Origin of the sequence: Streptomyces sp. BF23-19 (assembly GCF_041106355.1) — a bacterium.
Lineage (GTDB): Bacteria > Actinomycetota > Actinomycetes > Streptomycetales > Streptomycetaceae > Streptomyces > Streptomyces virginiae_A.
The window spans coordinates 43,146-54,943 of sequence record NZ_JBGBPT010000065.1 but is presented as its reverse complement, the minus strand read 5'-3'; the positions used below and the strand labels follow the sequence as shown (position 1 = coordinate 54,943).

Genomic DNA, 11,798 nt, shown 5'->3' with positions numbered 1-11,798 from the left:
GGCGGTCCGGCCGGTGCGCGCCCTCGGTGCGGGCCTGCGTACGGCCGCGGCCGCCGGCCGGGACACGCCGTCGGACGGCACGGTGGAGGCCGCGCGGGCCGCCGCGTACCAGGAGGACCTGGCGGCGGGCGTCGACCGGTTCCTCGAACCACGCCGGGCGGACTGCCCGTGGTGCGGCTCCGACCGGCTCACCGTCCGGGTCCGGGTGCCCGACCTGCTCCAGGGCAAGCCGGGCCGGTTCACGCTGGAGCGGTGCGAGGAGTGCCGGCACGTCTTCCAGAATCCCCGACTGAGCCCGGAGGGGCTGGAGTTCTACTACCGGGACTTCTACGACGGGCGTGGCGGCGAGGGCACGGGCATCGTCTTCGGCACTCAGGGCGCCGCCTACCGGGGGCGCGCCGAGATGCTCCTCCCGCACGCCGACCCGGCGTCCTGGCTCGATGTCGGTACCGGGCACGGCCACTTCTGCAACGCGGCGCGCGAGGTCTGGCCGCGGACCCGGTTCGACGGGCTCGACATGGGCGATGGGGTGCGCGAGGCGGAGCGGCGCGGCTGGGTGGAGACCGGATACCTGGGCCAGTTCCCGGAGTTCGCCTCGAAGCTGGCGGGCCAGTACGAGGTGGTCAGCATGTACCACTACCTGGAGCACACCCGGGAGCCGCTCGCCGAACTGGACGCGGCGGCCACCGTCCTCGCCCCCGGCGGGTTCCTGGCCATCGAGCTGCCCGATCCGCAGTCGCGGATGGCCCGGCTCATCGGGCCGCTGTGGCTGCCCTGGTTCCAGCCCCAGCACCAGCACCTGATGCCCGCCGCCAATCTGCGCGAGGCGCTGGCCGACCGGGGGTTCACGGTGGTCGCGGAGGAGCACGGACCGGCCCACCAGGGCAACGACTTCTTCGGCGCGGTGGCCCTCGCGGCGACGCGACTGTCCCCGGATCCGGACCGTCCGTGGGGCCCTGGGCCCACGCCGCGCGCCCGGCTGCTCGCCCACGCCGTACGGGTGGTGGCGCTGCCGTGCTTCGCCGCCGCGGTGGCCCTCGACACGGTGCGCACGGCGGCGGCCCGGCGCACGGACGGCGGGAACGCCTACCGGATGCTGGCCCGCAAGGACACGCCGTGACGGGCGCGGAACCCGCCGGCGGCCGGGTGATGTCATGGGCCGGCGCGCCCGGTTCGCGTACCGCGGGTTCCGGCGTTACCGGCGGCGGCGAGCCCGGACCGGCCGCGCCGGTCACCGCCACCCCCGCCGCCCCCGCCACCGCCGCCACCGCCGACCGGGCCGGAGGCGACCTGGCCCGGCGGGCGACGGCCGATCCGCTGTACCGCCTCGTCGCCTACGCCTTGGAGGCCGCGCACGGGCGGCCCCCGGCCGCCGTGTGGAGCGCCCCGTACGCCTTCCACCTGGGCTCCCCCGGGCTGGTCGCGGCGGCCGGCTGGCCCACGGCGGCCGCCGCGGCCCCGCGCACGGACGGGCTGGTGCGGCTCAGCTCACTCGGGCATCCCGCGGACAGCTGCGATCTGCCGCTGCCCCTGTCCGGGCCGCCGCCCGCCGCCCCCGCCTGGGCGGTCCGGCCGTACGCCGTGCTACGGGCGCTGGCCCGGGCCGGGTACGGCCCCGGCGGGACCGACCTGCACGTGCAGGGCTCGCTGACGGGCGCGGCCGGGCTGGCCACGGCGGAGCCCACGGACTGCGCGGTGGCGCTCGCTGTGGCCGACGTGCACACGGCGACGGGTGAGCCGCCGGACCGCGAGCGGCTGGCCCGGCTGCTGGCCGGAGTGCTCCCGGACGGGGACGACGGACTGCGCCGGGCGGTGCTCTTCGCCCGGCCCGGCCGGGCCCTGCTGCTGAGCGCGCGGCCCGGGCGGCGCAGGCGCCACGTCGCCTTCGACCCGGCGGCCTCGGGAGCGCGGCTGGTGCTGGTCGCCGTACGCGGGGAGGCCGCGGATCGGCCGCGGGACCTGGCGCGGGCCGTCGCCTGCGCCCGCCGGGCCGGGGCACTGAGCGCCTGGCCGCCCGGGCCGGGGCCCGAACCGGGGCGCAGCGTGCTGGTGCTTCTCCCCGAAGCCCGACTCGCGGCCGTGCGGGCCGCGGTGGCGGAGGACTTCCGCGACCGGGGGCGGCCCGTACCGCGCTTCCTGAACATCGCCGTGGCCGGTGCGGCCCGGCGCGAGGAATGACCACGCCCCGGGGCCTGACCCGGGCGACACCGAGGAGGACGACACCCATGCCCACCCTTCGACCCTCACCGACGGCGCGCGCGAGACGCGGGGCCCCCTGGCCGGCGCTGGTGGCCGGGATCGGCGCGCTCGGCCTGCTGGGCGCCTTCACCGTGGCCAACTCCCAAGCGGCCGTGCCCGGTTCCGCCGTGGAGCCGGCCGCGGCCGCCGCGCTGCCGACGTACGACCACGTGGTGGTCGTCGTGTACGAGAACAAGCAGTACGGGGAGATCATCGGCAGCGCGAACGCCCCGTACATCAACCAGTTGGCGAACGGCGGCGCGAGCCTGACCGGGATGAAGGCGCTGACCCACCCCAGCCAGCCGAACTACTTCAACCTCTTCTCCGGCGCCACACAGGGAATCACCGGCGACGGCTGCTACACCCCGCAGTCGATGACGGCCCCGAACCTCGGCCAGGAGCTGATCGCGGCCGGCAAGACCTTCGCGACGTACAACGAGGACCTGCCGAGCGAGGGGTCCACGGCCTGCACGAACGGCCAGTACGCGCAGAAGCACAACCCGTGGTTCGCCTTCAAGAACGTGCCGTTGAACACGGGCAAGACCTGGACGCAGTTCCCCCGGGACAACTTCGCGGCGCTACCGAGCCTCTCCTTCGTGGTCCCCAACCAGTGCAACGACATGCACTCGTGCTCGGTCGGCACGGGTGACACCTGGACCCGCACCAACCTCGACGCCTACGCGCAGTGGGCGAAGGCCAACAACAGCCTGCTGGTACTGACCTGGGACGAGGACAACTACCTGGGCTCGAACCAGATCGCCACCGTCTTCCACGGCGCGAAGGTCAAGACGGGCACGTACGCGACGGCCTTCAACCACCACCATCTGCTGCGGACCTTCGAGGACCTCTTCGGGACGGCGACGCACGCGGGCAACGCGGCCGCCGTCCAGCCGATCACCGAGGTCTTCGACACCTCGACGAACCCGACCCCCACCCCCACCCCGACACCCACGCCTACACCCACACCCACCCCGACGCCGACGCCCACGCCGACCGCGGGCGGTCTGCAACTGGCCGACCCCGGTCCGCAGACCTGCAAGTTCAACCAGTCCTGCACCATCCAGCTCAGCGCCACTGGCGGCAGACCTCCGGTCCGGTACGCGGCCACCGGCCTGCCCTGGGGTCTGACCGTCGACGCCGGCTCCGGCCGGATCAGCGGCAAACCGTGGGGCAGCGGCACGGTCCGGATCACCGCGACCGCCACCGACTCCACGGGCACCACCGTCACCGCCGGGTTCCCGCTCACCGTCAACTGGTTCTAGACCGGCCGACCCTGGAGGCATCCGTGTACCTGTCGACCAGCCGGGCCTCGGACATCGCCGGGAACACCCCGGCCCCGAAGGGCCCCCTGCGGGCCGTCCCCGGCACGGTGTTCGCCCTCGGGCTGGTCAGCCTGGTCACGGACGTCTCCGCGGAGATGGTCACCGCCGTCCTGCCGTTGTACCTGATGGCCGGACTCGGCATGTCCCCGCTCGCGTTCGGCGCCCTGGACGGCCTGCACCAGGGCGCCACCGCGGTGCTGCGCCTCGCGGGCGGGCGGATCGCCGACCGCACCCGGCGCCACAAGCTCGTCGCGGGCACCGGCTACGCGCTGTCCGCCGCCTGCAAGGCGGCCCTGCTCGCCGTCGCCACCCCCTGGTCGGTGGCGGCGGTGCTCGCCGCCGACCGGACCGGCAAGGGCCTGCGCACCGCCCCGCGCGATGCGCTGATCTCGCTGTCCGTGCCGCCCGGCGAGCAGGGCCGCGCCTTCGGGGTGCACCGCGCGCTGGACACGGCGGGCGCCCTGCTGGGGCCGCTGGCCGCGTTCGGGGTGCTGTGGGTGGCGGTGGACGGGTACGAGGCCGTGTTCACCGTCAGCTGCTGCGTCGCCGTCCTGGGCGTGGTGCTGCTCGCCCTGTTCGTCCGGGAGGCCCCGGCGCCCACCACCGCGCCGGTCCGCGCGGTCCGTCCCGCGCCGCCCCCGGTACGCACCCTGCTGCGCCTGCCCGGCCTGCGGGGGCTGTGTCTGACCGCGGCCGTGCTCGGCCTGTTCACCGTCGGCGACGCCTTCCTCTACCTGCTGCTCCAGCGCCGGCTCGACCTCTCCGCCGCGTACTTCCCGCTGCTGCCCGTCGGCACGGCGGCCGTGTTCCTGCTGGCCGCGCTGCCCGTGGGCCGGCTCGCCGACCGGCTGGGCCGGCGCCGGGTCTTCCTCGGCGGGCACGTGCTGCTGCTCGGCGCCGCTCTGCTGCTCCTGGCCCCGGTACCGGCCGGGGCGCTGCTGGTCGTCGGTGTGCTCGCGGCGCTCGGCCTGTTCTACGCGGCCACCGACGGGGTGCTGATGGCCGCCGCGGGGCCGCTGCTGCCCGCAGGGCTGCGCACGACCGGGCTCGCGGTGCTCCAGACGGCCCAGGCGCTGGCCCGGTTCGCGGGTTCCCTGCTGTTCGGTTCGGCCTGGACCCTGTGGGGGCCGGGCGCGGCGCTGGGGCTGGCGGCGACCGGGCTGCTGCTGTCACTGGTGGCGGTCGCCGTGTTCGGCGGGACCCGGGCGGACCGGCCGTCGTAGGGTCGGGCCATGCCGGAAACACAGCGAACTCTCGAAGGCAAGGTGGCCTTGGTGGCCGGGGCGACGCGCGGCGCGGGCCGGGGCATCGCGGTCCAGTTGGGCGCGCGGGGTGCGACCGTGTACGTGTCGGGGCGCAGCACCCGGGGTCGGCGCTCGGAGTACGACCGGCCCGAGACGATCGAGGAGACGGCCGAGCTGGTGACGGCCGCGGGCGGCCGGGGCATCCCGGTGGTCGCCGACCATCTGGTGCCGGCGGAGGTGGAGGCCCTGGTCGGGCGGATCGACGCGGAACAGGGCCGCCTGGACGTCCTGGTCAACGACATCTGGGGCGGGGAGGTGCTCTTCGAGTGGGAGAGCACGGTCTGGGAGCACGACCTGGACAAGGGGCTGCGGCTGCTGCGGCTGGCCGTGGAGACCCATGCCGTCACCAGCCATTTCGCGGTGCCGTTGCTGTTGCGCGAGCCGGGCGGGCTGGTGGTGGAGATGACGGACGGCACCGCCGAGTACAACGCGGCCAACTATCGGGTGTCGTTCTTCTACGACATCGCCAAGTCCTCGGTGTTGCGGATGGCGTTCGCGCTGGGGCACGAGCTGGGGCCGCGCGGGGCGACGGCGGTGGCGCTGACCCCGGGCTGGCTGCGGTCGGAGATGATGCTGGACCACTTCGGTGTGACGGAGGCGAACTGGCGGGACGCCCTCACGAAGGTCCCGCACTTCGGTATCTCCGAGACCCCGTCGTACGTGGGCCGGGCGGTCGCGGCGCTCGCCGCGGACCCGGAGGTGGCCCGCTGGAACGGCGCGTCGCTCTCCAGCGGGCAGCTCGCGCAGGTCTACGGCTTCACGGACCTGGACGGCAGCCGGCCGGACTGCTGGCGCTACATGGTCGAGGTCCAGGACCCGGACCGCCCCGCGGACACCACGGGTTACCGCTGACCGTCCGTCACCCGCGCCGATGCCCGCTTCCGGGCGCGGAGTCGGACGCCCCGGACGCCCCACACACCCGGTAGCCGCGCGTACGCGGGCTGCGTACGGTGTTCGCGGTGTCGGTTAGGCTGGCGGTATGTCAGCAGCCCAGCCGCAGACCCGTCCCACCCCGCCGGCCGCGCCCGCCCACGGCTCCGCCCTCACGCGCCCGCGCCGCAAGGAGCGGCAGCCCGCGCTGAGCCGGGCCCAGATCGTCGCGGCGGCCGTCCGGCTCCTCGACGCCGAGGGCATCGAGGAGCTCAGCATGCGCAAGCTCGGTACCGGGATGGGCGCCGCCGCCACCTCCCTGTACCGGCATGTGGCCGGCAAGGACGAGCTGATCCAGCTGGTCCTGGACGAGGTGTACGGCGAGCTGGAGGTGCCCGGGGCGGCGAGCGCGGCCGAGTGGCGCGACGCCGTCTCCCGCGGCGGCCACGACCTGCGCGCGATGGTCCTGCGTCACCCCTGGGTGGCCTCGGTGATCGGCCGGGTGGGGCCGGCGCGCCTCGGCCCGAACCTGACGCGCGTGTCGGATCGGATGCTGGCGCTCTTCCGGACGGGCGGCTTCCCTGCGGACGAGGCGGAGCTCGCCATGAGGGCGGTCATCTCCTACGTGGTCGGCGCCACGACGGGCGAGGCCGCCCACCTCTCGCTGCTCGCCCGCGGCGGGCAGAGCGAGCAGGAGTGGCTGGAGGGCATGCGCCCGGCCGCCCGGCGTTCACTCGCCGAGCACTCGGCGAGTGAGGGCCGGGACCCGAAGAAGCTGCGCGAGGAGAACTTCGACTACGGACTCCAGCGGGTCCTGGACGGCCTGGAGACGCGGCTCAGCCGCGGCTGAGGCCTCCCTGCGGCGGCGGCAGACGCAGTTCGCGGTCCTCCCCGAGCGGGGCGAAGAAGCGTTCCACGTCCGCGCCGCTCACCTCGGCCAGGGTCGCCGGCGACCAGCGCGGAGCGCGGTCCTTGTCGACGACCTGTGCCCGGATGCCCTCGACCAGGTCGGGCGCGGTCAGGGCGTTGCAGGAGACCCGGAACTCCTGGGCCAACACCCGCTCCAGCGGGCCGAGCTCCACGGCCCGACGCAGCGCGGCCAGGGTGGCCTTGAGGGCGGTCGGGGACTTGGTCAGGATCGTCTCGGCGGCCTCCTTGGCGGCGGGCTCCCCCTGGCCGAGCAGCCGCTCCACGATCTCCTCGACGGTGGCGGCCGCGTAGCAGTGGTCGATCCAGCCGCGCCGGTCGGCGAGTTCACCGGGCCCGGGGGTGGCGGCGTACCGCGGGAGCACCTCGTGGGCGGGCGCCCCGGCGAGGGCGGCGGTCAGCTCCGGGAGCCGGTCGGCCGGTACCAAGTGGTCGGCGAGCCCGCACAGCAGCGCGTCGGCGGCGCCGACCGCGGTACCGGTGAGGGCGAGGTGGGTGCCGAGTTCGCCGGGCGCGCGGCCGAGCAGGTAGGTGCCGCCGACGTCGGGGACGAAGCCGATGCCGGTCTCGGGCATGGCCACACGGGAGCGTTCGGTGACGATCCGGACCGAGCCGTGGGCGGAGACACCGACGCCGCCGCCCATGGTGATGCCGTCCATGAGGGCGACGTACGGCTTGGGGTAGCGGGCGATGCGGGCGTTGAGCCGGTACTCGTCGCGCCAGAAGTCGGCCGAGGCGGTGTTCCCGGCCTTCGCGTCGTCGTGGATGGCCCGGATGTCCCCGCCCGCGCACAAGCCGCGCTCACCGGCCCCGCGGATCAGGACCTGCTGGACGGCGGGATCGTCCGCCCACGCGGCAAGGGCCTCGTCGATGCGGATCACCATGGGGTGGGTGAGGGCGTTGATGGCCCTCGGGCGGTTGAGGGTGACCACCCCGGTCCGGCCGTCGGTGTGGAACAGCACGGTGTTCGCGTCTTCGGTCTGCGCGTCTTCGGTCTTCACACCGGCCAGTATCGCCGCGGCCCGCGCCGCTCCCGGCGCCGGGCGCTCCCGGGGCGTACCGTGGTCGGCCATGAGGAAGATCGTGCTGATGGCGGGGGTGTCGCTCGACGGGTTCATCGAGGGGCCGGACCGGGACATCGGCTGGCACCAGGTCGACGAAGAGCTGCACCAGCACATGAACGACGTGCTCCGCCCGATGGGCGGTTTCCTCAGCGGGCGCGTGACGCACGAGCTGATGGCGGACTACTGGCCGACCGCCGACGCCGATCCCGCGAGCACAGGTGCGGAGGCCGAGTTCGCCGAGATCTGGCGGTCCAAGCCCAAGTACGTGTACTCGCGCACCCTGCGGTCGGCCGAGTGGAACACCACGATCGTGCGGGACGTCGTGCCCGAGGAGGTCGCCGCGCTCAAGGCGGCCCCGGGCGGCGACCTGACGCTGAGCGGGGCGGGTCTCGCCGCCTCCTTCCTGCGCCAGGACCTCGTGGACGCGTACCGGATCTACGTGCACCCGGTTCGGATCGGGCGCGGCACGCCGCTCTTCCCCACCCTCGACTACGCTCCGGTGACCCTGCGGCACACGGACACCCACACCTTCGGCAACGGCGTGGTCCTGCTGCGCTACGAGCGCGCCTAGTGCTGTGACCGGAAAGGTCCACCGGGTCACGGCGCCCGGTACGGCACCTCGCCGCGTTGTCGGACCACGGAAGTACGTCCGGTACGGCGCGCGGCCCTCCGCCTTGCGATGCACCGCACCGGACACCGCGACCCGGCAAACCTTTCCGGCCACAGCACTAGGGACCGATGGTCAGTCCCGGGGGCGGGCCCGGTGGGCCCGCCATGCCGCCAAGGCCTCGGTGCGGGCCCCGTCCGGGTGCTGGGCGTGCCAGGCGCGCAGGAACCGGTTGAACTCGAACTGTGCGCCGACCTCCTGGGGTTCGGCCGCGCGTGCGCGGGTCGCGTGCCAGTGGGCGACGGCCTCGGCGAGGGTGTGGCCCGCGTGCCGGGCGATGTAGTCACGCATGAAGGCGTCGAAGTGGAAGCCGGGTCCGATCTCGCGGACGAAGTACGCGCGCAGCACCTGGCTGCAGTTCTGTCCCGGCGGGATCACGGTCGCCCCGGTGACGGGCGCGGTGAGCCGGCGCCCGGCCCGGCGGCGTGCGGGGGCCGCCGGGGCGGCGGGTGCGGGGAGTCCGTCGAGCGCGGCGGCGAGTCGAGCGGTGACGGCGACCTTGCCGCCGCCGGCCGGGAGGCCCATCTCCCGGGCGAGAGTGCTCAGTTCGGCCAGGGTCCAGTACCAGCGCAGCAGCTCGGCCCCGGTCAGCGCGGGCGTCGGGGCGGGCCGGGATTCATCTGCATTCGTACTCACGTTCCCATACTAGAGGTGGGTGAATCCGGGAGAAGCGCCCGCGGGGCCGGGAGGATCGACAGGAGGGCCCTATAGGTTTGCACCATATGCCCCACATCGCCGGAGGAGACCTCATGACCGCCGAACCCCACCGCCTCACCCTCGGCGGGGACACCGCCCTCGTTCTCATCGACCTCCAGACAGGCATCCTCGACCGACCCACCGCGAAGCCCGCCCCGGAGATCCTGGGGAAGGGGATCGCGCTCGCCGAGGCGTTCCGCGCCCACCGGCTGCCCGTGGTCCTGGTCAAGGTGGCGTGGTCCCCCGACGGCGGAGACCTGCCCACCGCGAACGTGGACCGCCCCGGCCCGGCGGCCGCCCCGCCCGCCGCCTTCTCCGAGATCCCGGCCGAACTGGCCGCCCTCGGGGACGTGGTCGTCACCAAGCGCCACTGGGGCGCCTTCACCGGTACCGAGCTCGACCTCCAGCTGCGCCGCCGCGGCATCCACCGCATCGTGCTGGCCGGCCTCTCCAGCAGCGTCGGCGTCGAGTCCACCGCCCGTACGGCGTGGGAGCTCAGCTACGACCTGGTCTTCGCGGAGGACGCCACCACCGACGCCGACGCCGACTCCCACGTCCACACCTTCGGCAAGATCTTCCCGCGCATCGGCAAGGTCAGCACCACGGACGAGATCATCGCGGCCCTGGACTCCTGACCGCCGCCGGGGCGTGGACGGTTCACCCGTAACCGAGCGGGCCCCCGTGGGTTAGCAGCGCGGAAGACGAGGGAGTTCTCATGGCGCAGCGGCACACGACGACCTGGAGGCTGCGCCTGCGGTACCGGTTCGACAATCTGGTGGCGGGGGGAACCACCGCGCTCATCGGCTGGTTCGCCCTGGCCTGCCTCGCCGTCGTGGTCCCGGCGAGCACGGTGCTCGTCTGGGCCGACCGGGCGGCCCCGGCGACCCTCTCCGGCCGGCTCGCCGCCGTATGGGTCAGCGTCGGGCAGACGCTCAAGATCGGCGGCGCGGTCGGATCTCCCCTCTACGTGCTGGCCTCCGTGGCACTCGCGCTGGTCGCCCTGCTGTTCGTGTCCACGCTGGTCGGTCTGATCACCACCGGCATCAACGGCCGCATCATGCTGCTCCGGCGCGGCCACTCCACCGTGCTGGAATCCGGGCACACCGTCCTGCTGGGCTGGTCGGACCAGATCTTCCCGGTGGTCGGGGAGCTGGTGGCCGCGAACGCCAACCAACGCAGGTCGGCCATCGCCGTGCTCGCACCGAAGGACAAGGTGGAGATGGAGGACGAGATCTGCACCGCCACCTCCACCGCCTCCGGCAGCGGCACCGGCACCGGCACCGGCACCGGCAGGACGCGGATCATCTGCCGCAACGGCCGTACCACCGACCCCGCGGAACTGGCCCGGGTGAGTCCGCGGACCGCGAAGGCGGTGCTCGTCCTGCCGCCGGAGGGGGACACCGGAGACGCCCAGGTGGTGAAGACCCTGCTCGCCCTCGACGCGGCGATCCCCGAACCCGGCAGGGCGGTGGTGGTCGCCGCCGTGCGCGACACCCGCAACCACCTCACCGCCCGGCTGGCCGCCGGGCCCGGCGGGCACGTCCTGTGCGTCGACGACATCATCGCCCGGCTGCTCGTCCAGACCGCCCGCGAGCCCGGTCTGTCGCTCGTCTACCAGGAACTGCTCGACTTCGCGGGCGACGAGTTCTACACCGCCGCCGCCCAAGGCCTCGCCGGGCACACCTTCGGCGAGGCCCTGCTGGCGTTCACCACGTCCTCGGTGGTCGGTCTGCTGCGCGCCGACGGCCGTGTCGCGCTCAATCCGGACCCCGGTACGGCGATCGGCGCGGACGACCGGATCATCCTCATCTCCCAGGACGACGACGCGGCCGTCCCGGCGGACGCGTCCGTGTACGTCGACGAGGACGCGATCGTCACGGCCCGCCCCCGGACGCCCGAGGCCGAACGGCTGCTCCTCCTCGGGTGGAACCGCCGCGCGCCACTCGTCGTGGAGCAGCTCGACCAGTTCGTCGGCCCCGGGACCACGCTGGACGTCGTCTCGCTCGCCGACGTCGTACGGATGCGCCGCGCCGCCGGCGTCGCGCGGCCGCACAGCCACCTCGAAGTGGCCTTCCGCAGCGGGGACATCACCGATCCCGAGCTGCTCGCCAAGCTGGACGTGCCCTCCTACGACAGTGTGATCGTCATCGGCGAGACGGGCCACGAGCCCGTCCCCCACCCGGCGGCGCCGCCGCCCACCCCCGCGATCGACCTCGGCCTGGCTCCGGAGACCGGGACGGAGACGGACGACCGGACGCTGGTCACCCTGCTGCACCTGCGGGCGATCGGGGCGGCTGCGGGGCGGGAGCTGTCGCTCACCACGGAGATGTCCGACGACGGCAACCGGCTGCTGGCGCCCGCCCGGGCGGGCGCCGACTTCATCGTCAGCGGCCGGCTGATCAGTCTCCTCATGACCCAGATCTCGGAAAGCCCCTATCTGGCCCATGTCTTCGAGGAGTTGTTCAAGGCGGAGGGCAACGAACTCCACCTGAAGCCGGTCGCGGACTACGTGCGCACCGATCGCGAGGTGGCGTTCGCGACCCTCGTCGAGTCGGCGCGCCGGCGCCGCGAGTGCGCGGTCGGCTACCGGCTGCGCGCCGAGGCCGCCGCGGGCCCGGCGTACGGCGTGCGGCTCAATCCGGACAAGGGGCAGCGGGTGCGCTTCGGCGAGCACGACTGGCTGATCGTGCTCGCCGAGAGCTGAGAGCCG

The 11,798-nt window shown here is 74.2% G+C and carries 11 protein-coding genes; 9 read left to right on the top strand and 2 right to left on the bottom strand.

Annotation, left to right across the window (positions count from 1 at the left end; translation table 11 throughout):
- The 6 genes from AB8A24_RS30420 to AB8A24_RS30395 all read left to right on the top strand — a co-directional run.
- On the top strand, positions 1 to 1,120 hold a 1,120-nt coding region (locus AB8A24_RS30420), incomplete at its 5' end, for a class I SAM-dependent methyltransferase (RefSeq protein WP_369478103.1).
- Entirely contained in the window at positions 1,117 to 2,178 is a 1,062-nt protein-coding gene (locus AB8A24_RS30415) for a galactokinase (RefSeq protein WP_369478102.1), read from the top strand. The genes AB8A24_RS30420 and AB8A24_RS30415, both read left to right, overlap by 4 nt.
- Positions 2,179 to 2,225: 47 nt before the next feature.
- Positions 2,226 to 3,500 carry an alkaline phosphatase family protein gene (locus tag AB8A24_RS30410; protein WP_328960735.1) on the top strand — a complete coding sequence of 425 codons (1,275 nt, stop codon included), beginning with the start codon at positions 2,226 to 2,228 and terminating at the stop codon, positions 3,498 to 3,500.
- A 23-nt stretch (positions 3,501 to 3,523) separates the two neighbouring features.
- Positions 3,524 to 4,783, top strand: coding sequence for an MFS transporter (locus AB8A24_RS30405; RefSeq protein WP_369478101.1), 1,260 nt, complete (start codon positions 3,524 to 3,526; stop codon positions 4,781 to 4,783).
- Between the two features lie 9 nt (positions 4,784 to 4,792).
- Entirely contained in the window at positions 4,793 to 5,716 is a 924-nt protein-coding gene (locus tag AB8A24_RS30400; protein ID WP_328960737.1) for an SDR family oxidoreductase, read from the top strand.
- Positions 5,717 to 5,843: 127 nt separating this feature from the next.
- Positions 5,844 to 6,584: a TetR/AcrR family transcriptional regulator gene (locus AB8A24_RS30395; protein ID WP_328960738.1), complete on the top strand. Its 741-nt coding sequence runs from the start codon at positions 5,844 to 5,846 to the stop codon at positions 6,582 to 6,584.
- Here AB8A24_RS30395 and AB8A24_RS30390 read toward each other — a convergent pair.
- A complete protein-coding gene (locus AB8A24_RS30390) occupies positions 6,571 to 7,734 on the bottom strand; it encodes an enoyl-CoA hydratase/isomerase family protein (protein WP_369478100.1) in 1,164 nt (387 codons plus the stop codon). The genes AB8A24_RS30395 and AB8A24_RS30390 overlap by 14 nt on opposite strands.
- Between AB8A24_RS30390 and AB8A24_RS30385 the strand changes: the two genes are divergently transcribed.
- Complete coding sequence (locus tag AB8A24_RS30385; protein ID WP_328960740.1) at positions 7,733 to 8,296, top strand: dihydrofolate reductase family protein; 564 nt, start codon at positions 7,733 to 7,735, stop codon at positions 8,294 to 8,296. The two genes, AB8A24_RS30390 and AB8A24_RS30385, sit on opposite strands and share 2 nt — an antisense overlap.
- A gap of 171 nt (positions 8,297 to 8,467) precedes the next feature.
- Here the strand turns inward: AB8A24_RS30385 and AB8A24_RS30380 are convergent, their stop codons facing one another.
- The gene (locus tag AB8A24_RS30380; protein WP_328960741.1) at positions 8,468 to 9,028 is read right to left on the bottom strand and encodes a DUF6434 domain-containing protein; all 561 of its coding nucleotides are present in this window, start codon (positions 9,026 to 9,028) and stop codon (positions 8,468 to 8,470) included.
- Positions 9,029 to 9,141: 113 nt separating this feature from the next.
- On the opposite strand from AB8A24_RS30380, the gene AB8A24_RS30375 reads away from it, so the two are divergent.
- Together AB8A24_RS30375 and AB8A24_RS30370 are read left to right on the top strand one after the other, a co-directional pair.
- Positions 9,142 to 9,723 (top strand): isochorismatase family protein, encoded by a 582-nt coding sequence (locus AB8A24_RS30375; protein WP_328960742.1) that lies wholly within the window; start codon positions 9,142 to 9,144, stop codon positions 9,721 to 9,723.
- Between the two features lie 80 nt (positions 9,724 to 9,803).
- Positions 9,804 to 11,792, top strand: a complete 1,989-nt coding sequence (locus tag AB8A24_RS30370) for an NAD-binding lipoprotein (protein ID WP_369478099.1) — start codon at positions 9,804 to 9,806, stop codon at positions 11,790 to 11,792.
- Positions 11,793 to 11,798: the final 6 nt, after the last annotated feature.

Bases quoted from the DNA above. Each gene is read 5' to 3' on its own strand.
- AB8A24_RS30410 (WP_328960735.1), top strand. From the start codon at position 2,226: ATGCCCACCCTTCGACCCTCACCGACGGCGCGCGCGAGACGCGGGGCC.
- AB8A24_RS30400 (WP_328960737.1), top strand. From the start codon at position 4,793: ATGCCGGAAACACAGCGAACTCTCGAAGGCAAGGTGGCCTTGGTGGCC.
- AB8A24_RS30395 (WP_328960738.1), top strand. From the start codon at position 5,844: ATGTCAGCAGCCCAGCCGCAGACCCGTCCCACCCCGCCGGCCGCGCCC.
- AB8A24_RS30385 (WP_328960740.1), top strand. From the start codon at position 7,733: ATGAGGAAGATCGTGCTGATGGCGGGGGTGTCGCTCGACGGGTTCATC.
- AB8A24_RS30390 (WP_369478100.1), bottom strand. From the start codon at position 7,734: ATGGCCGACCACGGTACGCCCCGGGAGCGCCCGGCGCCGGGAGCGGCG.
- AB8A24_RS30375 (WP_328960742.1), top strand. From the start codon at position 9,142: ATGACCGCCGAACCCCACCGCCTCACCCTCGGCGGGGACACCGCCCTC.
- AB8A24_RS30370 (WP_369478099.1), top strand. From the start codon at position 9,804: ATGGCGCAGCGGCACACGACGACCTGGAGGCTGCGCCTGCGGTACCGG.